Below are 25,074 nucleotides of genomic sequence, written 5' to 3'. Positions count from 1 at the left end.
AAAAAAGAAAAGGGCCAAAAAGGCCCCCAAACCATATTATCTCTTTGAGAATTGTGGTGCACGACGTGCTTTCTTTAAACCATATTTCTTACGTTCTTTAGCTCTTGGATCTCTTGTAACTAATCCAGCTGGTTTCAACGTTTGTCTTAATTCAGGATTTACTTCTAACAATGCACGAGTTATTCCTAAACGGATTGCTCCTGCTTGTCCAGAAATTCCACCACCAAATACATTTACTGTAATATCAAATTTATTTTCTGATTCAGTTAAAACGATTGGTTGCATAACGTCTAAACGCACTGCAGCTGAAGGAATATAATCTTCGAATTCGCGGCCGTTAATAACGAATTTACCTGTTCCGTTTGTAATAATTACTCTTGCAACAGATTTTTTACGACGTCCAGTTCCTAAGTGTTGTACTTTATTAGCCATGAATTAAACCTCCAAACTTTCTGGTTTTTGTGCTTGATGAGCATGTTCAGCTCCAGCATACACAAATAATTTGCGATACATATCTGCACCTAATGATGTTTTAGGTAACATTCCTTTGATAGCTTTTTCAACCATTCTAGTTGGGAATTTTTCCATAACTTCTTTAGCTGGTGTTTCTTTTAAACCACCATTGTATCCGCTGTGACTATAATAGATCTTTTGATCCCATTTTTTTCCTGTTAATTTAATTTTTTCTGCATTAATAACGATAACATAATCTCCGCAATCAACATGTGGAGTGTAGATTGGTTTATGTTTACCTTTTAATACGCTTGCAACTTCAGTAGCTAAACGTCCTAATGTTTTATTTGTTGCATCAACAACAAACCATTTGCGTTCAACTGTTGCATTATTTGCCATATAAGTTTTCATTGCTTTCTCCTTAATTAATATCCTTAATTTATTTTAAGGGCATTCGTGGATTAAAAATTGTACCTTATTTATAATACTATAATCACCCTTGATTGTCAATAAAATTAATACTTTATATTGTAAATACTGATAATATTTTCCTAATATTTTTCTTCTCACCAAAAATAAAGATATCATCTCCCGCTTGAAGAATTAAGTCTTTTGATGGAATAATCGTTTTCCCTTCTCTTTCAACCAATAAAATATTAATACGATACTTTTGTCTAGTATCAAGTTCCATAAGTGCTATTGGTTCAAAACCACTACTTATTTTAACTTCGAAAACATCATAATCATTTTTAATGTTAAAATAATCAACAAGATTTCCTGCAGCAATTTTATTCGAGAGTCTATCAGATGCAATCTTTAATGGTGTAACAACATCTGTTGCTCCAACCAATTTTAAAACCTCAATATAATCTTCATCATCTGCTCTTGCAGTTATATTTTTTATTCCAAGTCCCTTTAACTTAATAATTGTCATAATACTAGAGCTTAGATTTGAATTATCATTTTGACCGATAGCTAAAATAACATGATCAACATTAGCAATCCCACATTCCTTTAGGGCTTCTTCATTAGTTGAATCACATGTAAAAACATTATGAGTTAACTCACTAGCTTTTCTAACTGATTCCCGATCTTTATCAATGGCAATTAAATTAACATTCAACTTACTAAAACTCTCAACTAAATTCAATCCAAATCTACTTAAACCAATAATTGCTACACTTTTTTTCATGTTTCCACCTATCCTATCAATAATTTCTCTTCGATATATTCAACATTTCTCTTTTTCTTATACCAATCTTTATTAAACATCATCAAAGTGGTTAATACTCCACTCCTACCAATAAACATAATAAGAGCTAAAATCACCTTTGATGCAATAGATAAAGTCGGTGTTACACCAACAGATAACCCTGTATTACTAAATGCTGATACTACCTCAATAAGACTTGCAGCTAATTCAAGATTATCAAAAATAGTAAGCAAAACTATTCCTGTCGCAACAATAATACTCGATGCAGAGAATAAAATAAATGCTTTATATTTTGTTTCTTCACTTATATATCTATTACTTGTGATTGTTTTTCTTCCTGTTATATAGCTCATTATACTCTTAATTAGCGTATATAGTGTTGTAACTTTAATGCCACCGCCACTTGATGCAGGTGATGCTCCAACAAACATAAGAAACGATATTATTAATAAAGTTATTGTTTTTAAAACACTCATATCAATACTTGAAAACCCGGCAGTCCTACTTGAGACACTCATAAATACTGACTGCATAAAAGTTACTGAATTTCCTTCACTAATTTTTATTGTTAGTACACCAAATATCCATAAAAGTATATTCATTTTTAAAACTATTTTAGAATGGATACTAAGCTTTCTTAAGCTTTTTTTATCCATAATATCATCAACAACAATAAAGCCAATACCACCAAATATTATTAAAAGTGAAGTATTTACATTTAATAAAACGTTGTTCGAATACAACTGAAGGCTAGTATCGCCAAGTAAATCCAAACCAGCATTATTAAATGCAGATACAGAGTGGAATAAACTTATTAAAAAGTTATCGCCAAATGGAAGATTTCTAAAAACAATCATATTAATAACAAAACCTATACCCTCAACAATAAATGTATACTTAATTGTTTTTTTTACAAGCCTTACAATTCCTGATAAACTTTTTTGGTTAAGCGTTTCTTTTACAAGTAGTCTATTGTCAATTCCAATTTTCACGCCAATTACGCTCATAAAGAATACAGAAATAGTTATTACACTTAAACCACCAATTTGAATTAATAAAAGCAACACAATTTTTCCAAACAAACTCAATGTATTCGCTAAATTTGAAATAGTGCTCAGTCCGGTAATAGTAACACTAGATGTTGAAATAAAAAAAGCATCAGCAATATCTAATCCCTTATCTTTTGTAGAGATTGGCAATGCTAAAAGGATTGTACCAATAACTATAATTGTAAAAAATGATAACGGAATAATAATAAAAGGTGATACTTTCTTCTTCATTTTTTGACCTTCATTTCTTTTCTTTATTAAGAATAATTTCTTTACTTTTCATCGCTCTTATTGTATTACTTCTCTCTAAATCAGCTAATTTCATATTAATTGATTTAATTTGAATTTTTATTTCTTCAATTACAATATTCTCGATAGCATTTACTCTTCGTCTTGATTTCTTAACTTCATCAACTAAGATAGTAATTTGACTTTCTATTTCCGCTAATTTAATTAATTCCATACCTAAACTTTTTATGTTTTTAATAAGAATATCAAAATATATATTAGTATTTTCCAAACTGTAATCATTTTTTCCATTTAAATCATATTCATAAACTGGAATATCAATACCTAATTTTTTTTGATAAGATACAACAAGATTCTTACTTTCAACATTTAATTCTCTTTGGATATCACTATCATGCATATCAACACTTATTCTCTTATATAGTTTCAAAATTGTAATTAAGTTTTCCTCAACCATTTGTCTAACAGTTTTATATCTTTCTAACAAAGGTATAAAAAGACTTATTAATTCATTTTGCTTATCTTTAAGAAGTTTATGCCCTCTTATAGTAACTTCCAACTTTTTCTTTAGTTTCAATAATTCCATTCTTGTTGGATTAATTTGCTTTTCCATTATCAATCCTCTATATAGTATAACTTAATGTATTTTTTGTCAATTCTTTTAAGCTCAGTTTTTGGTAACATACTTAATAATTCCCACCCAACATTAAGAGTATCTTCAATGCTTCTATTAACATTAAATCCTTGAGAAATATACTTTTTTTCAAACTCATTTGCAAACAATACATATTTTTGATCAATATTAGAAAGTGCTGATTCTCCTAATACCATAGCAAGTTCTCTTGCATCCTTACCTCTAGCGTATGCAGCAAATAATTGATTCATAACATCTGCATGGTCTTCTCTTGTTTTGTCTTTACCAATTCCTTTATCTTTTAATCTTGACAACGAAGGTAATACATCAATAGGTGGCGTAACACCCTTCATATATAATGCTCTCGAAAGAATTATTTGACCTTCCGTAATATAACCTGTTAGATCAGGAATTGGATGTGTTTTGTCTCCCTCAGGCATTGTTAAGATTGGCAATTGTGTAATTGTACCTTTTTTACCTTTTATCTTACCTGCACGTTCATATAAACTTGCGAGGTCAGTATACATATAACCTGGATAACCTCTTCTTCCAGAAACTTCTTTTCTGGCTGCGCTTATTTCTCTTAAAGCCTCAGCATAATTAGTAATATCTAACATTATTACTAATACATGCATATCTAATTCATAAGCAAGATACTCAGCAGCAGTAATTGCCATTCTTGGTGTTGCAATTCTTTCAATCGTTGGGTCATTAGCCAGATTCATAAACATAACCGTTCTATCAATTGTATTCTCTTTTTCAAAAGTATTAATAAAGTAATTTGCTTCTTCAAATGTAATTCCAATAGCAGCAAAAACTACTGCAAATTTTGAATCATCATTAAGAACTTTAGCTTGTTTTGCAATTTGTGCCGCTAACTTATTGTGACTTAATCCAGCTTCAGAAAATACAGGAAGTTTTTGTCCTCTTACTAAAGTATTCAATCCATCAATTGCTGATACCCCTGTTTGAATAAATTCGCTAGGATAATCTCTTGAAACCGGATTTAAGGGTGTCCCGTTAATATCTAATTCTTTATGAGGAATTATAGGATTTTTTCCATCAATCGGCCTTCCAAGCCCATCAAATTTTCTGCCTAGTATTGATGGGGATACTGAAAGTTTAATACTCTCACCCGTGAAAATAACTCTTGAATCATCTTTTCTTAATCCTTGACTACTTTCGAATAATTGTACAACAGCTTTATCTTTGTAAACTTCCAAAACTTTACCTAATCGTTCTTTACCATTTTTTTCAATTATTTTAACAAGCTCATCATATTTAACGCCTTCAAGAGAATCTACTAGCATTAAAGGGCCGACAACTTCGCGTATTGTTTTATAGGCTTTAATCACTTTTCTCAGCTCCTTCTTCTAAGATACTAATACTTTTCTTAATATCATCTAATAATTTTAGCGTTACTCCATCAACTTTATTTTCTTCAATATATTTTAAGCCTGCAATCTCATAGTTAACATCCATATTTTCTAACAAATCAAATGCAACTCCATTTGAAACTGCTTTTAAACTCAATTCATTCCAATAAAGAATTGTTTTCAACATTTTAGATTGTTTATTAATTGATGTATATGTATCTACTTCATGAAAAGCATTTTGATGAAGATAATCTTCTCTAATCATTTGAGCAGTTTCTAAAACAACTCTTTCTCTACTACTTATAGAATCAATACCAACAAGTTTAACAATTTCTAATATTTGTTCTTCTTCTTGTAATAAACTCTTGATTTCACTTACCATCAGACTCCAATTCGAATCAACACTTTCATCTAAATATTCATTGATTTCATCAGTATACAATGAATAACTCTTTAACCAATCTATGGCCGGGAAATGTCTTTTATACGCAAGACTTGCGCTTAATCCCCAGAACACTTTAACAATTCTAAGAGTTGCTTGACTTACTGGTTCTGAAGTATCACCACCAGGGGGTGAAACAGCACCAATTGCTGTAATTGATCCAATACGTTCTTTTCCACCAAGACAAGTAACAATACCCGCTCTTTCATAAAATTCAGCAAGTCTTGATCCCATATAAGCCGGATATCCTTCTTCTCCTGGCATTTCTTCTAATCTTGAACTCATTTCTCTTAATGCTTCAGCCCATCTTGAAGTTGAATCGGCCATAATAGCCACTTTATATCCCATATCACGATAATATTCAGCAATGGTTATCCCTGTATAAATACTCGCTTCTCTTGCCGCAACTGGCATATTAGATGTATTAGCAATTAAAACTGTTCGCTCCATTAATGAATCTCCTGTTTTAGGATCAATTAACTCTGGAAATTCTCTTAGAACATCAGTCATTTCATTTCCACGTTCTCCGCATCCAATATAAACGATAATATCAGCATCGCTCCATTTTGCTAATTGATGTTGTACAACAGTCTTACCAGAACCAAAAGGTCCTGGAACTGCAGCAATGCCACCAATTGCAACAGGAAATAATGTGTCAATAACTCTCTGACCTGTAACCATTGGTTTGTTTGGCGCATTTTTCTTTCTATATGGTCGTTGAATTCTAACAGGCCACTCTTGCATTAATTTAACTTCATATATTTTATCTTCATTCTTAATTTTTGCTATTACTTCTGTAACATTATATTCGCCCTTATTTATCTCAATAATTTCTCCTGAGATTTCAAAAGGTACCATAACTTTATGTAATACTGATTTTGTTTCTACTACTGTTCCAATTATATCACCAGCAACAACATAATCACCTACACTTAAAATATTATTAAACTCCCATTTTTTTTCTTTATCAAGTTTTGGAACATCAACACCAATCGGTATATATTCCCCATACTTATCATATATCTTATCAAGTGGTCTTTGAATACCATCAAAAATACCTTCAATTAAACCTGGTCCAAGTTCAAGTGATAATGGCTTTCCAGTAGAGTAAACATTTTCTCCAACTCCTATACCAACAGTTTCCTCATATACTTGAATACTAGCTAAGTCATCTCTTACTTCAATCACTTCTCCAATAATCTTTTTTTCACTTACTAATACCACATCATATACTTGTACATCATTCATTCCTTCAGCAACAACTAGTGGCCCAGAAACTTTAATGATCTTTCCTATATTATTTTGTTTCATAAGTTACCTCTCATAATAAATCAACTCCAACTGATTTTTTAACTAATTCTCTAATACCGTCTTCACTCTTACCAATTTCACTACTTTTAAATGGTAATGGAATTAACGATATCCTATCGTAATGCTTATATGCTTCATATACTTTCTCTTTTATGGCTAAATCAAAATAAATAATAGCCGTTTCTTTTAACTCATCATTACTAATTAAATCTTTAAAATTTTCATTTGAAACCACTCTTGTTTCAAACCCAATAGCTTTGAAAATATGAACCTCAATTTTATTACTTAAAACAAAGATTTTATTCATTTTCTTCTCCCTCACTAAGTTCCATAAAAATTTTTCTAATCATTTTTATTTCTTGTATCTTTCTAAAACTGTAATAGATTATCAAACTATTAAAATCCGTATTATAACTATATTTATACACAAAATTAAAAAGCATATCATCAAGTTTTTCATAGATATTTTGGTAGTCATAATTATTATTAAAACTTAACATCTTATCAATAATTTCAACTCGATTACTTGCATCATATATCTTAACATAGTCATCATCAGACATTATGTTTTGTTGATACAAACTTTTTAAAAATGTTACTCTATCGATAGTCAAATAATCAAGTCTTAAACAAATCATTAAATTGTTTACATATCCAAAGTAATTAATATATTCTATCAGGATTTCACTTCCTGTTTTCACAATACTATCATACAAATCTTTTTGATCAATTTTATCACTATTAACCTGATGTTTTACATATAAAGTTATTGCAGTTATAAGATTTTTATTAGCTCCAAAACTATCTAAATCTGCATACAATTTCATATATTCAAAATGAGTCACTTCGTCAATGTTAAACACTAACTCATCTTTACCAATGTTTGAATGGTATAAGTACTCGAAAAACTCTTTTTGATTTTGACTACTCAAAACTTTAAAGTTATCTTCATCAAATAGTTTAGAAATTTTAGCACTAATACTTCCTAATAAATATAGTGAATCATTCATGATCAAAAAACTCTTTGTATATATCTAATTGTTTAACTGTTTTAAATTTATCAACAATATCTTTAAAATCAAATATATAATCTACCTTATTAGTAACAATCATAAATCCGTTAAAAGAAATATTTATATCTTTTATAATAACCAGTTCTATACTATCATTACTATATTTGGTAATATTTTCAAACTTGTCGAAATGTTTACTTGATACATTCAAAGTTTGTTTTAAACTCAAACCTTCTTTATTTAATAAATAAACAATAAAATCAAACAATTCACGTTCTGAAAGTCTAGCAATATTATTATAAACACCATCAAAAATACTACTTATAATGTTATACTTTATCTCTTCCTCCATACTAACTATTTTTCTACTGATCTCTTCATTTTTCAACTCAATATCACGTTTAATTTTATCATCTATATTATTCTTTTTTTCATTAATAAACTCATTTATTTTCACTTTATTATTTTGTTTTATCTCTTTAATCTTATTCTTAGTTTCAAAATCAATTTTTTGCACTTTATTACTAGCTTCAAACAAAATAATTTCATCAATCTTTTTTTCCATAGACTAATTCCTGATTAAAAAATCAGTTCTCCTTTCTATTTAAATTACAATTGCGTTATACATTAAAATGCTAATCAGGAAAGCTAAAATAGCATACGTTTCAACAATAGCAGTCATAGTCATACCTCTTGCTGACATATTAGGTTTCTTAGCAGTCATAGCAATTGCACTCGCGGCCATTTTACCTTGGTAAATTCCGGAAACTAAACCAACTATAGCAATTGGTAAACAAGCTGCAAACAATCCTAATCCTTGTGCAATAGAAACATTTGCAGGATTTCCACCTAACATTCCAACCTTAACCATAACAAGTATAGCAATTAAAAATCCATAAATACCTTGTGTACCAGGTAAAGCTTGTAAAATTAGAACTTTACCAAATAACTCAGGTTTTTCAGAAACAACACCAGCTGCTGCTCTACCAGATAATGCAACTCCAATTGCAGATCCCATTCCTGCAAGTCCAATCGCTAAACCTGCACCAATTAATGTATATACTAATCCTATTTCCATTTCTATTCTCCTTTATTAACTTTGTCTATATATTTAAACTGATATGCTAGTGGCTTAAAAATTACACCACCTCCATCATAAAACTTTCCAAAAAACTCTAAATACTGTAATCTTGAATCATGTACATAAGCAGATAGTAGCCCCATTGCGAAATTAAATACATGTCCAATTAAAAATATAACTATTGCAAATAAATAACCGATAAAATTGGTTGCTACCATACCAGCAAGCATATTCATAGTAAATGCTATTACTGCTGATGATAATGATAGTGCAAGTATTCTTGAATAACTTAAAACATCACTTAAATATCCTGTAATATTATATAAGGATCCAAAACCTGACATTACTTTTGCCGGAATACCTTTTTTCTTTGCTCCACTAAATATAACTAAAATTACTAATCCAGTTATAGCCATTACAAGTCCAACACCTTTTGAAATTGAAACATATAATACTATACCAACTAATACTAATATCCAACTTAATCCATTACTTAGTGCACTTGCATAATTCTTATTCTTAACTTCTTTAATAACTTTTATTATAAGCGCTGTAATTAAATGTAGAACTCCAATTCCAATTGAAACAATTAAAACTGGTAGTGGATCAGTAATTGGTTCTAATACTATGGAACTCCAATTATTTTGTCCAAACAATTTTCCAATTAAATTAAACAAATCAAATGTATATCCAAAAAAACTACCAAATAATATTCCAAAGAAGATTGTTGAGAATCCAGAATATATAAAAATAGTAATTAAATCTTTAAAATCACCTTTTGGTTTTTTAAACTTTTTAAACAAACTAAATAAAACAATCATCAAAATTCCATAACCAATATCCCCCATCATGATTCCAAAAATCAAGAAATACCAGAAAGACATAGTAGGGTTTGGATCTATTTCATTACTATTTGGAACAGAGAACATATTTGTTATTGCTTCAAATGGTTTAACAAATTTATTGTTATTAGTTGCTGTTGGAACAATTTCATTCTCTTCTTTTTCAATCACTTCAATTTCATAATAAGCTATTTGATTAGTTAAACTACTCTTAAGTTTAGAAATATCAGTAGCTTTAATCCAACCTTCAATATATAATGTTTTATTTGTTTTATTTGCAGTAATTGATTCCCTTAAATATTTATTAAATATTGAATCATAATATATTTCTAATATATATCGTTCTTTTGCATAAGAACTTATTCTTTTTTCATATTCCAAATTATACTCACTGATAAATTTTAAACGTTCATTCAATTTATTACTGATAGTATCAAATATTTCATCATATGAGTTAAAGTTATTACTTATAAATTTACTTTTAATTAAAAGATTTTCTATTTGATTTTGATTATTTAAATCAACCAAAATAATAAGATATACGCTATCATTATCCTCACTTAAGAGTTGATAAATATATTTATCATTTTCTAATTGACTTTTTAATAAATTAAAACTTTCTTTTACAATCTTTCCAATAAAATATTTATACCCTTTTAGATTATTTAAATCATCAATACTAACATCTAAAGTTAAATATGGTTTTATACTTGAAAGTTCATCTTCAATACTTATTTTTTCTTTGTTATACTCTTCGTATTTTGAATGAATATCTGAAATCTCATCAATCATTTTCTCAGCTACTTCATATCTATCAAACTTTGCTTCTGTCGTTTCACTATATTTAAAGAATTTTTCTTTTTTCGTTTTTGTAGTTAACAACTCAATATAATAACTTACTTTTTGTAGATATGTTTGCTGCTTATTAGTTAGAAAATTATCATCAAATTTTGAAAGCATAAATAAACCATTACTTTGTAATTCTTTTAGTAATTTTTCATATTCATCATCAAATGTAAGTATTCTTATTTTATCTACTTTTGCAATCATTTTCCTAAAATCTCCAAACTTAATCTACTAACTATTTCATGAACTTTACCTTGATAATCTTTTTCAACCACGGCATTTTCAGCAAGAAACTTCTTATATTTACTATCTAATTCACTAATATCGTTTTCTGCATTAGTCTCTTTTTCTTTTTTATACTCAGCAATAATACTTAAAGCTTGAACTTTTAATTCATCAAACTTTTTGTTTTCCAAGTCCATTAACTCTTTTTGTTTTTCAATTGCTTTGTTTATCATTTCATCTGCTTCTTTTTCAGCAGCAACAATTCTTTTTAATATACTCATAAATTCACGTCCTTTCTAAAACAAAAAAACAACAAAAAAACCGTTTTTAAAACGCCCTTGTTGTTTTTGATATTTTCTATTTAATTCATCAAAACCACAAGAACACTAAATTCTGTGGTTCAATATTTCTGATGAGTCATCACGTAAGCGTACCATCATAAATATATAGATATAATTAACATGTTCAATTACAGTTGCCATAGTGATTCACCATCTTTCAAAGCATTAGTATTATACATCAAAATAAACCTCTTGTAAATAATTATAACAATATATAGCTAGAAATTTCCAATTCTATACTCAGTATAACTTTTTAAATAACAATTTTTTCAAAACATAATTTGCAATTAGATTCTTTATCAAACGTCTTTACACTCGAACAATATTTAGATGTCGTTAAATCTTTTTTCCATAAATAACATTCTCTAAATTAGAATATACATTATTCTATTTCTATCCAATTCACTTTATAATGTAACTTTCTTAACTTTTGTTTTGTTAACTTTATAGTTTTGTGTTATTTAAAAATTACTTTCATTCAATTCTTTTTGATTAATTAGTTCAAGGTTATATTGTAGTGTTAATCTCATAAAATAAAAAACCCATAGTCTTTCTAATTTTACTTGATATAACTTTTAGTGTTCACTTCAAAATTCTTATTCAACAACGATTGTTTTTGCCCATTTTAAGAACTTAGTTTTATTTTTTTCTAAATCTTTTTCAAAACCAGCAAAATTAACAACATAATAATGATCTTCACCTTCAAAAACAACTAACATGTATCCAAAATTTTGACCATCATTACTAGCTGTATAGTATCCATAGATGAATTTAATATTACCATCTTCATCTTTTTCCTCATTTTGTCCTGAACCATTAGTATTACTTAATAATACATTATAATATTCATCTAAATTACTAATTCCTGGCAAAGAACTTTTTGCTTCTCTATTTTCCATAAATAAATGATCCTTTGATTGTAGTGCCAATTGAAAACTAATAACATCAATTTTACTAAAACTTGAATCAAGCGTAACTTTCAATCCTGTACCTTCAAATTCTTTTTCTTTGCTTCCAAAACAACCTGTTAAACTTAATCCTAAGATTAAAGTTAACATAACAACAACTATTTTTCTCATTTCTATCTCCCTATTCTTTAATTATTTCTCCCTTATATTCTACATTGTTTTTTAAATTTCTTCAAGTATTATTTTACTTTTGGGTGGAATAAATTCCTTATCGATTCTTTTGATTTCTTTATCTGTTAAATTTATATCTAAACACTCTATATTTGCTTCAATATGGTGAGTACTACTGCTTTTAGTTACTACATATAAGTCTTTATTTCTCAAAACAAAAGTAAGCATCAATTGATACACAGTATTTTTTTTAGTCTTTGCTAATTCTTTTATAGTTTTATTTGTTAATACTTTTTCTCTAATAATATCATTATGTCCAAGTGGTGAATATATCATTAATTTAATGTTTTTTTCTTTCATCCATGGAATCAAATCAAATTCAATCCCTCTTGAAATAATGTTGTATAATACTTGATTACAGTAACAATTTTCCCCGTTTTTTACACTAATCAATTCTTCCATATCTGAAACATCAAAATTTGAAACACCCCAGTTTTTAATTAATCCCTCTTTCTTTAATTCTTCAAAAGCTTCAACAGTTTCAGAAAGTTCTATATCTCCTCTCCAATGTAGAAGATATAAATCAAGATAATCTATCTTCAATCTATTCAAACTATTTATTAACTCTATTCTCATTCTTTTTTTATTTGAATTATATGGATAAACTTTCGAAATAAGATAAATTTCATCCCTCTTATATTTTGAAATAACCTTCCCTACTAGTTCTTCTGATTTACCATCGCCATACATTTCAGCAGTATCAATAACTTTTAAACCTCTTTTAATCCCATAGTCTAAAGCTTCAAATGCCATTTTATCTTTTTCTATTAGCCATGTACCTTGTATTAAACGACTATTTTTATTTAACTCCATCATATTCTCCTAAAATTAAAAGAAGCATCAAATGTGCTTCTCATAAATTACGCTATTCTCTTCTTTGTAAAGTTACCTGTGACACTCTTAACTGGCTTAGCAACAACAAATGATTTATCATCAACTTCTTTAATTAAATCAATAATCATTTGTAGTTCATATGTTGATATTACAACCATAACAAGTGTTTTCTCATGATGTGAATATGCACCTTCAACTTTACTTAATGTAACGCCTCGATAAATCTTATGGAGGATTGCATCAACCATTTTTTGAGGATTTTCAGTAATAATCTCAATTGATAAATATTGATATGATGTATGAACTTTATCAGTAGCAACAGTTGTAACAATTATTCTAATTATTGTGTATGAGAAAATTAAACCTGCTGGTACTGCTGCAACACCTTCAATGCCTTCAGCAGCATCTCCACCCATAACAATCGCTCCAGCAAAGGCAATAACAAAATTTAATGCCATTGAAATAAAACCGACTGAATGTCCTTTTTTTAAGGACCAATATTGAGCTAAAATATCAAATCCACCTGTTGATGTTCCATACTTTAATGCTCCACCAATACCTACACCAATAAATAATCCACCTAATGTAGCAGCAAGCATTGCTTCTTCTGGTTGATGAAAACCAAGTTTAATTTGTGGAATAAATCCTATTACGGTTGATTGAATCAAAACTGATACTAAACTGTATATTGTAAATTTTTTAGATACACCAAACCAACCTAATAATAAAATTGGAATGTTTGAAACAATAATAAATAATGACATAAATAAATTACCGCTTTGTTCACTTGTTATTGTTCCTGATTTAACTAAAATATCTCTTAAAACTTGAGCGACCCCAGGCATGCCTCCGGTAAACATTGGTACTGGTGATGCCTCTAAAAACCATTTCACACCTAATCCATAAACTAAAGTAAACATTATAACGGCAGCAAATCTTTTTATCTCGGGCTTAACTTTTTCTTTATACTTTGGTGACTTTAAAAACTCTTTAATCTTTATCATAAGTACCTTCTAGTATCTCCTCTATTTTTTTATTCATATCATAACGTTCAAACAATACTTTAGCTTGTTTTAATTCTTGTTCTTTATAATGTCCAAACTCTTTTAAACTTTCAAAACTTTTATCTTCAATACCTAATAAATCAAATATTTCTGCAGATGTTGCAGGTAAATATGCTTGTAACCCTATCGCTATAAATCTAATTGTTTCTAATAAACTATATAATACATGATCCAATATTTCTGGTTTTTCTAAGTCTTTAAATAATTCCCATGGTTTTGAAACGTCAATATATTTATTTGCATGTCTTGCAAGAATTAATATTTCTTCTAATGCATCTGCAACATGATAGTTTTCCATATGTTTTCTCATATTTGGTAACATTTCTAACGATTTATCTTTCAGACTATATTCAAATGGTTCATCTAAAATTACTTTTTTAAACTTACCATCTCGATATTTATTAACCATTCCAATTGTCCTATTAACTAAATTCCCAATAGTATTAGCTAAATCACTATTATTTCTTTCTATCAATAATTCGTTAGTTAAATTTCCATCTTGACTATAAGGTATTTCATGTAAAACATAATATCTAATTACATCAACTGGGAAATGTTTTAATAAATCATCAATATAAACAACATTACCTGTCGACTTACTCATTTTAGCTTTATCAAATAAAACCCATGGATGCCCAAAAATAGTCTTTGGTAGTGGCAATTCTAATGCCATTAATAACATTGGCCAGTAAATAGTATGGAATCTTAAAATATCTTTTCCTATTAAATGAATATCTGCAGGCCAATATTCCTTCATCATATCACTTTCAGGATGATTAGGATTATATCCAAGTCCAGTTATATAGTTACTTAATGCATCAATCCAAACATATGTTACATGCTTCTTATCAAATGGGAAAGGTATTCCCCATTTAAATGAAGTTCTTGAAATTGATAAGTCTGGTAGTTTATCACTTAAAAAGTTTTGTAACATTTCATTTTTTCTTGATTCTGGCATTATAAATTCCGGATAATCTTTTATATGTTTAATAAGTCTATCTTGATATTTAGAGAGTTTAAAGAAATAAACTTCTTCACTTGTCCAAACAGGAATATCGCCACTAGGTCCTTTTCCATCTACAATATCATTTTCAGAAATATATGCTTCATCAGCAATTGAATACCATCCTTCATATTTACCTAGATAAATATCACCTTGTTCAAATAATTTTGAAACAATTGCTTGAACACTCTCAACATGAAATTCATCAGTTGTTCTTACGAATTTATCATAACTTACATTCATAGAATCATAAATTCTTTTTATTTCATTTGAAATTTGATCTACATAAACTTGAGGTGTTATTTCATTTAATTTAGCTTTTTCTTCAATTTTTTGTCCATGCTCATCTGTTCCAGTTTGAAAATAAACATTATATCCATCTAATCTTTTAAATCTTGCTATTGAATCTGCAAGTATTGCTTCATAAACATTTCCAATATGAGGAACTGCTGAACTATATGCTATTGCTGTTGAAATATAAAACTTTTTATTTTTACTCATTATAATGCCTCCAATTAACTATTAAAAAAACGCCCTTAAAAAACTCTAAGGACGTATTAAATACGCGGTACCACCTTAGTTCCAGATATTAATCCAGCACTCAAACTTTTAACGCAAGTCTACGTCTTAATCTACTTATCGATTAAAATGCTCCAAAGCCATAATTAATAATTTTATTATTCACTTGCACCGACCGTGAACTCTCTAAAAAATCAAACTATTAATCTTCTTTTTCATCACATATTCAATTACATATTTATTATATCATTTTCATTTTTAAATGCAAGAATCTTATTAATTACTTTTATTTTTTTGTGGTTATCTTATGATAATGTCTTAAGTAGTATCTTTTAATAATGTCCCAAACATTAGAAACTATAATACAATATTAAGTACTTAATATAATGGAGGTACTTAATGAGAAAGGTAGAACTAAAACCAATGGAACAAATGAAGTATGAAACAATAAAAAACTTAGTAACAAATAACGGTAATAAACTTAATGCTGCTAATAAACTAGGTATATCACTTAGACAAGTTAATAGATTAATTATCAAATATAATGAACAAGGTAAGGAAGGTTTTATTCATGGTAATAGAAAGAAGTCTCCTCACCTTATAATTAAAGTTGAAATCAAAAATAAAATTTTAAATTTATATAATAATAAATACTACAATTTCAACTTTAAACATTTTAAAGAAATGCTTCTGGAAAATGAGAAAATTAAAATATCATATAATTCTCTATACAATCTCTTAGATGAAAATCTTATTTTATCACCAAAAGCTGAAAGAATTACTAAGAGGAAATACCGTGATAGAATTCAAACAAAAATAGATTTAAACGAATCCTTATCTATTCAAGAAAAGAATCTTATCATTGATAATAACATTTTAGATCCTAAAGATAATCACGCAAGACTTCCAAGAAAAAAATATGGTGGCGAGTTATTACAAATGGACGCATCAGAACATTTATGGTTTGGAGATAAAAAAACTCATCTTCATGCAGCAATAGACGATGCTACAGGAATGTTAGTTGGTGCATATTTTGATCATCAAGAGACTCTAATTGGCTATTACAACGTTTTAAAGCAAACATTAGAGAATCATGGGATACCTAATGAGTTTCTAACTGACAGAAGAACAATCTTCGACTATAAATCATTAAAAAACCCTAAGCCCGAGTATAGTACATTAACACAATTTGGTTATGCCTGCGAGCAGCTGGGCATAACTTTAAATGTTACTTCTATTCCTCAAGCTAAGGGGCGAATTGAACGTTTATTTGGAACGTTACAATCCAGATTAATAAATGAGTTACGAATTAATAATATTAAGACCATCGTTCAAGCAAATGAGTTCCTACAATCATATCTTGATAAGTTTAATAAACAATTCTCTCTCATTAATGATAATATACCACAAGTTTACGAAAAGATTAATAGTGATACTGATTTAAACTTAATTTTAGCTGTTATATCTAGCCGTGTATTTGACCGTGGCTCTGCTTTAAAGTATCAAAACAAGTATTTCCAAGCCTATAATAAAAATGGTAACTTAATGAACTTTAAACATCGTACAAAAGCTATAGTTATCAAATCATTTGATAATAAATTATATTGTTTAATTAACAGTGATTACTATAAATTAATTGAATTAGAATCTCACGAAAGTCATTCTAAAGATTTCGATCTTGGTGTTGAAAAAGAAAAGAAAAAATACACTGTCCCTAATAGTCATCCATGGAAAAGTGATTCTTATAATCGGATGATAGAAAGAGCAATGTATAAATCACGTTAATGATCTTATTTTTTTAGGACATTTTCAAAAGATATTGACAGAATCTTATTAATTACTTTTATTTTTTTCAACAAGTAAAAATGATTATTACTTACTATCGTATTTATGATCAACTATTACCCTTTAATACTTTGGATGAGGTGAACTATCTCTTTAATTCTTAAAAGGAATCTAGATGGAATACTTATGTATTTTATTTCTTATTCTAATTACTATTTGGCTAATTAGAAAAGATAGAGGCAAAAGATTCATCAAATCTAAAAAAGAAAAGCAAGGACTGCAATCCTTGCTTTTTCACTTAATCAGAGTTCAATCGAATTATATCATAAATTTTTATTATCAATTTTAAGTTTTTTATAAACATCTTTTTTTGATATATTTAAGTCTTTAGCAATAAGTTTAAAGATCTCTTTTTCGTCGATATTATCTTTTAAATACTTATTAAAAAGTGACTCTATTGTCTCACTAGTTTCTTCTTCAACATAACCACTAATAAGAATAATATATTCTCCTTTATTACTATGCTCCATTGATATTGCTGTTTCTAAATCTGTCCTAATAATTGTTTCATATACTTTTGTTAACTCCCTAGCCAAAACAACATCACGATTTCCATAACATTTATAAATATATTCAAGTGTTTTAGAAATCCTAAAAGGCGATTCATAGATTATTAGAGTTGCATCTACTTTTTTGTACTTATCTAAAAAGGTATTTATCTCTCCTTGTTTTCTTGGTAAAAATCCTAGAAATAAATGTGGTTGAATAAGTAATCCTGATGAAACAAGTGCATTTATACTAGCTACTGCGCCTGGTATACTAACAACATAATACCCATTATCAATAACAGCTTTTACAAGTTCATATCCAGGATCGCTAATTCCAGGAGTCCCAGCATCACTTATTAATGCAACATCATCTCCATTATTTAAATATTCAAGGACATTTGCAATTTTATCGAACTTTTCATGTTCGTGATATGATGAGAGTTTCGTCTCAATATTATAATGTTTAAGCAAGACACCAGATGTTCTAGTATCCTCAGCAAACACAACACTAACATTTTTTAATGTTTCGATTGCACGAAACGTTATATCTTCCAAATTTCCAATTGGAGTCGCTACTAAAAAAAGCGTTGGTTTTTTATCTTTAAAACTTACTTGCATTAAAAATCACCTATTATTCTTATCATTTCATCCGTAAATACATGCTTATCTTTATAAAGGATTAAAGGTTCATCAACGATTATTCCATTTCCTCCATTTTTTATTGCCATTATTAAAATATGATTTGCAGGTTTATCTATATATGGATGGATAAATCTAACCTTTTTAATTTGAAGCTTATATTTACTTGCAATCTCAATAATATCTATTAATCTGTCCGGTCTATGAATCATATAAAAATGTCCACGATATTTTAAATTTTTAGAAACATTAAAAAGTAATTCATCAAGTGTTAACATAATTTCATGTCTAGCAATTAAATCTTCTTCATTTTGGCTTAGTTGTTTATTATTGTGAACTTTAAAAAAAGGTGGATTAGTAATAATTAAATCAAATAGTTGATCAAATTTATGTTCTTTAAAATCTGCATAAAAAACATTTAATTGTTCTTTCTTATTATTTAATTCAATATTCTCTAAAGCTTGAAAATACCTATTTTCTTGGACTTCGATTCCATAGATATTTGCTTTTGTTTTACATGCTAAATCAAACATTAGAACTCCAGACCCAGTTCCAACATCTAAAATATTTTTACAATCTTTAGGTATTTTTATATAATTTGCTAAAAGGATTGTATCCGTATTAAAAGCTTGTTCTTTCGTTTGATTTAGAGAAAACCGCTTTGTTTCAACAAAATGTTTCATTGGATTAATGTTGACTCACGATAGTCTATCCATTCGTCGGATAACTCTTTATCCTCTAAATATCTTACTTTAATTTTACTTGTTAAAAAGTTAATATCAATAACAACAGCTTTTCCTTTTTCAGTTTTAACACGATTATTAATATCCGGCATTAAATCTCTTAGTTCTGTATAAACATCATCCTCATATTTCAAACAGCATAAAAGTTTTCCACAAACACCAGAGATTTTTTTAGGATTTAAAGCCAAATTTTGATTCTTTGCCATTTTGATTGTCACTGGCTCAAACTCACCAATAAAAGTTGAACAACATAAAACCAATCCACATGGTCCAATTCCCCCAACTCTTTTAGCCACGTCTCTTGGACCAATTTGTCTTAACTCAATTCTTGTTTGATAGATTGAACTAATTCTTTTCACTAATTCTCTAAAATCAACACGATTTTCTGATTCAAAATAAATCGTAAGTTTTGCACGATCAAGTGTAAATTCTGATTCAAGAATCTTCATTCCAAGATCTAATTCTCTTACTAAAAGAATTGTTTTTTTAACAACGTCTCTTTCTAATTGTTCATTTTCTGACTTTTTAATTAAATCATGCTCATTAGCAACCCTTAATATTGGTTTTAATGCCTGAGTTATTTCTAATTCATCTTCTTCTTTTAAAGAATAAACTTTACCAGTTTCAATTCCAACTGCTGTTTCAACTACAACAACATCATTCAATTCAAGTTCTAAATTATTTTCAACTGAAAAATAATATTTTTTTCCAGCATCCTTAAATTGTATTAATGCAACTTGCATCTAACCACCCACTTTTTGAATATTTGTAAATAAAACTTCTAATGACAAACTTATATTAATATAATAAACTTGTTTAGTTATTTCATCTTGAATATACTTAATAATCTTTAAAATATCTTCACTCTTTTTTATTTTCGCTTGTTTTTGGTATTCATCTTCTAGTTCATTAAATATTATATCTTCTTTTAATATAAAGTGCCATAAATCAAAGAAATTAATTAATAATATTTCCAAAAAAACTTTGTAATATTTTCTATCATACATAATATTTCCATTTATCTTATTAAGTTCTATTGATGGAATATAGCCATCTTTATACCAATTAGCCATATAACTTTTGATAAACTCAATTGAGCTTATAATATTAAACTCTTCACTATATTCATTTGCTTCTTCAAGAGATTTTGTTAACTCTGAAATATTTTTAGCAACATAAGTATCAATTTCTTTTCTAATCAACTCATCATAAATATCAACATTACTAGCATTAATTCTAATTACTTGGCTTCTAGATATAATTGTTTTTAAAACATTTGAAAGATTTGCTGTCATTAAGAAACCATAAACTTCATTACTTTCAGGTTCTTCCATAAACTTTAACAAACTATTTGCTGCTGATGTACTTATTAAATCAACATCTTCAATTATATAAATTCTTGGACCTTTAAGAAGTGATGTTTTTGTAAATTCATTTTGTAGTCCTATTATTTGATCTTTTTTTATAACATTTCCATCTGGTTTTATATGATATATTTGACTATGATTATCTTCTTTTATCAATTCTTTAAGATTATCTCTTAAATCAAAGTCTTTTAAAACAATATAGGCAATTTCATACATTAAATCCAAATTTTCTTTTCTTGCTTCCCCACTTAAAAGATATAAATGAGAAAGTCGTTTCTTTTTGTGGGCATTCTCAAAAAATTCAACTATTTTATTCATAAACGCTTATTTATTTCATCAATCATAAAGATTGAAATTTCAGGAATTGTTTGTTCCCCTTCAATTTTTATAATTCTTTCACTAAACATCTTAGTTAATTCTAAATAACCTTTTCTAACTTCATTATGAAAAGCAATCTTTTCACGATCTAATCTATCAAATTTTGAACGCCCTTTAATTCTTTCAATTCCAACTAATGGATCAATATCAATATAAAATGTTATATCTGGCAAATGTTTTGTTGCATACTTATTAATCTCTAATATAAAATCTAAGCCAAGATTTCTAGCAAACGCTTGGTATGCTAATGAACTATCTAAGTATCTGTCACAAAGAACTATTTTTTTCGATTCTAATGCTGGAATAATTACTTCATCTAAATGCTGTGCTCGTGATGCTGCATACAATAATGCTTCTGTATATTCATTAACATGTGTAAATTTAGGATTTAAAACTAAATCTCTTATTTCTTCTGCAAGCATACTTCCAGTTCCACCTGGTTCTCTTGTTAAAACAACTTCATAACCTTTATCTTCAAGTGTTTGTTTAATGATTTGTATTAATGTTGTTTTTCCTGTTCCTTCTCCGCCCTCAAATGATATAAACATTTTATCTTACTCCTTTAATTTTAATAAACAATTTTTGTTAAAAATAGTCCTTTTGCTTCCGCAGTTTTCCCTGCTAATCTTCGATCTTTTGTCTCAAAAACTTTTTCAATCATACTAACATCTTTTTTGTTTGTTGCTATTTCAATTATTAAACCCATAATTGATCTAACCATATTTCTTAAGAAACTTTCACCTTTAAAAATAAAAATATAATGTTCCTTAGTTTCTTTAATTTCAATACTATATAAAATTTTTATTGGAATTTTATTTGGAGTTTTTTTAGAAAATCCAGAAAAATTCTTAATTCCTGTAAATTCATCTAAGCAGTCTTTAACTAACTTAATATCAAAGTTTTCAACATATACTTCAAATCTCTCTGTAAAAATTGTACTTGCCTTTTTAGCGATCCTATATTCATAAATACGCATTTTAGCACTATGTCTAGCGTGAAATGTATTCTTAACTTTTTTTACATTTTGTATTTTAATATCTCCCGGCAATCTTTTATTTAAACCTTTTTTTATAATTTCTTCTGGAATTATTGAATCAATATCAAAATGAAATGTTTGCCCAGTGGCATGTACGCCTTTATCTGTTCTACCTGCTGAGTGAATTGGTATAAAAATACTAGTCATATTCTTTAAAGCTTTTTCAATCTCATCTTGAATTGATTTAGAATTTATTTGTCTTTGAAATCCTGCATAATTTAATCCATCATAACTAACAGTACATAAATACCTTGGCATTAAATTGTCACCTTGAAATAAATTATTACACCAAGAATTATAAAAGTTGCTAATAAAGATGCAATATCTTTTATTGTTATCTTATACTCATCAATTCTTGTTCGCTTAGCTCCTATTACATATCCTCTAACTTCCATAGCATCACTTAAATCTTCTGCTCTATTAATAGAAATTAAAAAAATTGGAACAAGTAAAGCAATAACTTGGGTTATTTTTTCTTTTAATTTACTTTCTTTAAAATCAAGTCCACGAGATGCTTGTGCTTTCATAATCTTTTCAGTTTCAAATAATAATGTTGGGATATATCTTAAAATTAATGATAACATCATCGCCATTACTTCAACAGGTATTTTAACCAGTTTCAATGGGCTCATAATTGCTTCAAAACCAAAGTTTAAATCTGTTGTCATTGTTGTAAATGTAAGTAGCGATGTTAATAGAACTGTTGTTAGAATTCTAAGAAATAAAAATAAACCTCTAATAACCCCTTCATATGTTGGATTAAAATTGTATTTAGTAATCTCAACATATGGTAATAAATATTGAGCTAAAAAAACTAGAAATACAATAATGAAAAAATACACTGTTCTAAATGGTAAGATTCTTTTTGTTGTATTATATAAAATAATTAAAGCGATAATTGCAACAATACTAGTAAGTGATATATACATCGTAAGCGGCGTTTTAAATATATGTTCACCAGTTGTTATCGTAAATAACTGAATCACAAATGTAAATGTTAATAAGAAAATTAATGGTCTTACACCTGAAAAAACTCTTTTCAAAGGTATTCTTGCAGAAATGCTTAAAATAACTGCAAAAAATAAAAATGCTGAAATCATAATAATACTAGCAAGATTAGCTGATATCGGAATTAGAAACAATGAGACTAATAATACAATTAATCCAATTATCTTAATTCTTGGATCAATTTTATGAAGCCATGAATTTGTAGGAATATATTGTCCAATACTTATTTTATTATTCATAACTTAGCCTCCTTTAAATACTCAACTAATTCTTCTTTACTATATTTAGGTTCAAAAGGAATTCCTAGTTTTTCTTCTAAATATTTTAATATTTTAAGCGGTGTAGGTAAGTCTAAATTAAAATCCTTAAAATTCGGATGAATAAATAATTCTTCTTTTTTTCCATCAAAAACAATTTTTCCTTCTTTTAAAACAACAACTCTTTTAGCATATTTACTAACAATATCCATATCATGAGTAATTAAAACTAGAGTTTTATTTTCCTTTTCATGAATATTTTTAAAAATATCCATCATTTCATCTCTACCTAGAGGGTCTAATCCTCTTGTTGGTTCATCTAAAACTAAAATGTTAGGGTTCATAGCAAGAATACCTGCAACTGCAACTCTACGCATTTGTCCACCACTAATTCTAAATGGTGATTTTTGATATAAATCTTCACTAATACCTACCATTGATGCAGCTTTTTTAGCATTTTCATATGCATTAGCCTTTGTTTCTTTAAAGTTTTTTGGTCCAAAAGCTATATCATCAATAATTGTGTTTTCAAATAACTGATATTCTGGAAATTGAAATACTAAACCAACCTTTTGTCTTAAATAGTTAATTCTTTCACGTTTTTTAGGAGGTAGTATTTGTCCAAAAACATCTAACGTTCCTGATGTTGGTAAAAGCAGTGCATTCATATGTTGAACAAGTGTTGATTTACCAGCTCCAGTATGACCTAAAATAGCGATAAATTCACCGCTTCCTTCAATATTCAAATTAATATTGATTATTGCTTCATCTTTAGTTTTAATACCTACATATTCATGACTTACATTTTTGAATTGAATTCCCATAATGCATCCACCAACTTCTTGTCACTATTTTTATCTTTTGCTATTTCATTATAAACACTTAATGCTAAAGGAATTTCTAAATGTGATGATTTAAGTAATTCTTCTTCTTTAAACACCGTATCAGGTTTTCCTTCCAATATCAATTCGCCTTCTTTAAGAACATATAAGTAATCACTCATACTTGCTAAACTTAAATCATGCGTAATCGTTATTATTGTTTTATTGTGTTCCTTATTAATCAACTTTATTAAATTAACAATTTCATTTGTTCCTTTTGGATCAAGCATTGAAGTTGCTTCATCAAGAATTAAGATTTCTTGTTGCATAGCAAGTGCTCCAGCAATTGCCACTCTTTGCTTTTGTCCACCAGATAGATTATGAGGTTCTTTTTCCAAATACTCTTCCATACCAACAAATTTCGCATATTCATGAACACGTCTTTCCATTTCATTAGATGGTATTTGCTGATTTTCTAATCCAAAGGCAATATCATATCTAACAGTTACTCCTACAAATTGATTGTCAGGATTTTGAAAGACTATTCCAATTTTTTTTCTAATATCATGAACATTTTTTTCTGTTAATGATTCTCCATCAATGATAATTTTCCCACTATCCGCTTCTAAAAGACCAACTAATAGTTTTGCTAATGTTGATTTTCCTGATCCATTATGTCCTAAAATTGAAACCCATTTCCCTTTTTCAATATTAAGTGATAAATTTTTAATTGCTTCTGTTTTTGTATTATATCGGTATGATATATTTTTTACTTCTATCATTTTAACACCCACTTTAACTCTATATTATTATAGCATAAAGGCCCTTCAAATACATTTTTGTTTACAAAAATATATT

Annotated in this window: 27 protein-coding genes and 1 other annotated feature; of the genes, 1 reads left to right on the top strand and 26 read right to left on the bottom strand. The window is 28.0% G+C overall.

The window, feature by feature from the left end:
- Positions 1 to 36: 36 nt before the first annotated feature.
- From rpsI to metG, 17 genes are all read right to left on the bottom strand, one after another.
- Positions 37 to 432 carry a 30S ribosomal protein S9 gene (gene rpsI, locus EXC62_RS02600; RefSeq protein WP_026390584.1) on the bottom strand — a complete coding sequence of 132 codons (396 nt, stop codon included), beginning with the start codon at positions 430 to 432 and terminating at the stop codon, positions 37 to 39.
- Positions 433 to 435: 3 nt separating this feature from the next.
- Positions 436 to 864, bottom strand: coding sequence for a 50S ribosomal protein L13 (rplM, locus tag EXC62_RS02595; RefSeq protein ID WP_035375748.1), 429 nt, complete (start codon positions 862 to 864; stop codon positions 436 to 438).
- Between the two features lie 112 nt (positions 865 to 976).
- The gene (locus tag EXC62_RS02590) at positions 977 to 1,645 is read right to left on the bottom strand and encodes a potassium channel family protein (protein ID WP_026390586.1); all 669 of its coding nucleotides are present in this window, start codon (positions 1,643 to 1,645) and stop codon (positions 977 to 979) included.
- An 8-nt stretch (positions 1,646 to 1,653) separates the two neighbouring features.
- The gene (locus EXC62_RS02585) at positions 1,654 to 2,946 is read right to left on the bottom strand and encodes a TrkH family potassium uptake protein (RefSeq protein WP_035375749.1); all 1,293 of its coding nucleotides are present in this window, start codon (positions 2,944 to 2,946) and stop codon (positions 1,654 to 1,656) included.
- A gap of 10 nt (positions 2,947 to 2,956) precedes the next feature.
- Complete coding sequence (locus tag EXC62_RS02580; protein WP_162140220.1) at positions 2,957 to 3,577, bottom strand: V-type ATP synthase subunit D; 621 nt, start codon at positions 3,575 to 3,577, stop codon at positions 2,957 to 2,959.
- Between the two features lie 2 nt (positions 3,578 to 3,579).
- Positions 3,580 to 4,953: a V-type ATP synthase subunit B gene (locus EXC62_RS02575; RefSeq protein ID WP_162140221.1), complete on the bottom strand. Its 1,374-nt coding sequence runs from the start codon at positions 4,951 to 4,953 to the stop codon at positions 3,580 to 3,582.
- Positions 4,946 to 6,727, bottom strand: a complete 1,782-nt coding sequence (locus EXC62_RS02570) for a V-type ATP synthase subunit A (RefSeq protein WP_026390590.1) — start codon at positions 6,725 to 6,727, stop codon at positions 4,946 to 4,948. Before EXC62_RS02570 ends, EXC62_RS02575 begins: the two co-directional genes overlap by 8 nt.
- Positions 6,728 to 6,737: 10 nt before the next feature.
- Complete coding sequence (locus EXC62_RS02565; RefSeq protein WP_162140222.1) at positions 6,738 to 7,034, bottom strand: V-type proton ATPase subunit F family protein; 297 nt, start codon at positions 7,032 to 7,034, stop codon at positions 6,738 to 6,740.
- Positions 7,027 to 7,737: a hypothetical protein gene (locus tag EXC62_RS02560; protein WP_026390592.1), complete on the bottom strand. Its 711-nt coding sequence runs from the start codon at positions 7,735 to 7,737 to the stop codon at positions 7,027 to 7,029. Before EXC62_RS02560 ends, EXC62_RS02565 begins: the two co-directional genes overlap by 8 nt.
- Positions 7,730 to 8,305, bottom strand: a complete 576-nt coding sequence (locus EXC62_RS02555; RefSeq protein ID WP_162140223.1) for a hypothetical protein — start codon at positions 8,303 to 8,305, stop codon at positions 7,730 to 7,732. The genes EXC62_RS02560 and EXC62_RS02555 overlap by 8 nt, the downstream gene beginning before the upstream one ends.
- Positions 8,306 to 8,344: 39 nt before the next feature.
- Positions 8,345 to 8,818, bottom strand: a complete 474-nt coding sequence (locus EXC62_RS02550; protein ID WP_026390594.1) for a V-type ATP synthase subunit K — start codon at positions 8,816 to 8,818, stop codon at positions 8,345 to 8,347.
- Positions 8,819 to 8,820: 2 nt separating this feature from the next.
- The gene (locus tag EXC62_RS02545; protein WP_026390595.1) at positions 8,821 to 10,713 is read right to left on the bottom strand and encodes a V-type ATP synthase subunit I; all 1,893 of its coding nucleotides are present in this window, start codon (positions 10,711 to 10,713) and stop codon (positions 8,821 to 8,823) included.
- On the bottom strand, positions 10,710 to 11,015 hold the full coding sequence (locus EXC62_RS02540) for a hypothetical protein (RefSeq protein ID WP_162140224.1): 306 nt from the start codon (positions 11,013 to 11,015) through the stop codon (positions 10,710 to 10,712). The genes EXC62_RS02545 and EXC62_RS02540 overlap by 4 nt, the downstream gene beginning before the upstream one ends.
- Before the next feature lie 656 nt (positions 11,016 to 11,671).
- Positions 11,672 to 12,154 (bottom strand): hypothetical protein, encoded by a 483-nt coding sequence (locus tag EXC62_RS02535; protein WP_026390597.1) that lies wholly within the window; start codon positions 12,152 to 12,154, stop codon positions 11,672 to 11,674.
- A 51-nt stretch (positions 12,155 to 12,205) separates the two neighbouring features.
- On the bottom strand, positions 12,206 to 13,027 hold the full coding sequence (locus EXC62_RS02530; RefSeq protein WP_026390598.1) for an aldo/keto reductase: 822 nt from the start codon (positions 13,025 to 13,027) through the stop codon (positions 12,206 to 12,208).
- 47 nt (positions 13,028 to 13,074) lie between these two features.
- A complete protein-coding gene (locus tag EXC62_RS02525; protein ID WP_026390599.1) occupies positions 13,075 to 14,052 on the bottom strand; it encodes a YitT family protein in 978 nt (325 codons plus the stop codon).
- The gene (metG, locus tag EXC62_RS02520) at positions 14,039 to 15,616 is read right to left on the bottom strand and encodes a methionine--tRNA ligase (RefSeq protein ID WP_026390600.1); all 1,578 of its coding nucleotides are present in this window, start codon (positions 15,614 to 15,616) and stop codon (positions 14,039 to 14,041) included. Before metG ends, EXC62_RS02525 begins: the two co-directional genes overlap by 14 nt.
- A gap of 44 nt (positions 15,617 to 15,660) precedes the next feature.
- Positions 15,661 to 15,862: a binding site (T-box leader), on the bottom strand.
- A 171-nt stretch (positions 15,863 to 16,033) separates the two neighbouring features.
- Between metG and EXC62_RS02515 the strand changes: the two genes are divergently transcribed.
- A complete protein-coding gene (locus EXC62_RS02515) occupies positions 16,034 to 17,419 on the top strand; it encodes an ISNCY family transposase (RefSeq protein WP_026391054.1) in 1,386 nt (461 codons plus the stop codon).
- A 323-nt stretch (positions 17,420 to 17,742) separates the two neighbouring features.
- Here EXC62_RS02515 and rsmI read toward each other — a convergent pair whose 3' ends face one another.
- The 9 genes from rsmI to EXC62_RS02470 are packed head-to-tail and all read right to left on the bottom strand — an operon-like array spanning position 17,743 to position 24,998.
- Complete coding sequence (gene rsmI / locus EXC62_RS02510; RefSeq protein WP_162140327.1) at positions 17,743 to 18,585, bottom strand: 16S rRNA (cytidine(1402)-2'-O)-methyltransferase; 843 nt, start codon at positions 18,583 to 18,585, stop codon at positions 17,743 to 17,745.
- Positions 18,585 to 19,289, bottom strand: coding sequence for a tRNA1(Val) (adenine(37)-N6)-methyltransferase (locus EXC62_RS02505; RefSeq protein WP_052590114.1), 705 nt, complete (start codon positions 19,287 to 19,289; stop codon positions 18,585 to 18,587). The genes rsmI and EXC62_RS02505 overlap by 1 nt, the downstream gene beginning before the upstream one ends.
- On the bottom strand, positions 19,286 to 20,092 hold the full coding sequence (locus EXC62_RS02500; protein ID WP_162140328.1) for a PSP1 domain-containing protein: 807 nt from the start codon (positions 20,090 to 20,092) through the stop codon (positions 19,286 to 19,288). Before EXC62_RS02500 ends, EXC62_RS02505 begins: the two co-directional genes overlap by 4 nt.
- Entirely contained in the window at positions 20,093 to 21,034 is a 942-nt protein-coding gene (locus EXC62_RS02495) for a hypothetical protein (protein WP_026391158.1), read from the bottom strand.
- Positions 21,031 to 21,642: a dTMP kinase gene (gene tmk / locus EXC62_RS02490; RefSeq protein WP_162140329.1), complete on the bottom strand. Its 612-nt coding sequence runs from the start codon at positions 21,640 to 21,642 to the stop codon at positions 21,031 to 21,033. The genes EXC62_RS02495 and tmk overlap by 4 nt, the downstream gene beginning before the upstream one ends.
- Before the next feature lie 20 nt (positions 21,643 to 21,662).
- Positions 21,663 to 22,388 carry a tRNA pseudouridine(38-40) synthase TruA gene (gene truA / locus EXC62_RS02485; protein ID WP_026391160.1) on the bottom strand — a complete coding sequence of 242 codons (726 nt, stop codon included), beginning with the start codon at positions 22,386 to 22,388 and terminating at the stop codon, positions 21,663 to 21,665.
- On the bottom strand, positions 22,388 to 23,377 hold the full coding sequence (locus EXC62_RS02480) for an energy-coupling factor transporter transmembrane component T family protein (RefSeq protein WP_052590116.1): 990 nt from the start codon (positions 23,375 to 23,377) through the stop codon (positions 22,388 to 22,390). Before EXC62_RS02480 ends, truA begins: the two co-directional genes overlap by 1 nt.
- Entirely contained in the window at positions 23,374 to 24,219 is an 846-nt protein-coding gene (locus EXC62_RS02475; RefSeq protein ID WP_162140330.1) for an energy-coupling factor transporter ATPase, read from the bottom strand. Before EXC62_RS02475 ends, EXC62_RS02480 begins: the two co-directional genes overlap by 4 nt.
- Positions 24,195 to 24,998 (bottom strand): energy-coupling factor transporter ATPase, encoded by an 804-nt coding sequence (locus EXC62_RS02470; RefSeq protein WP_035375946.1) that lies wholly within the window; start codon positions 24,996 to 24,998, stop codon positions 24,195 to 24,197. The genes EXC62_RS02475 and EXC62_RS02470 overlap by 25 nt, the downstream gene beginning before the upstream one ends.
- Positions 24,999 to 25,074 lie beyond the last annotated feature (76 nt).

Origin of the sequence: Haploplasma axanthum, assembly GCF_900660745.1 — a bacterium.
In the GTDB taxonomy this organism is placed as follows: Bacteria; Bacillota_I; Bacilli_A; order Acholeplasmatales; family Acholeplasmataceae; genus Haploplasma; species Haploplasma axanthum.
Note: the sequence above shows the minus strand (reverse complement) of the source record. Positions and strands in the feature narration are given on the sequence as shown.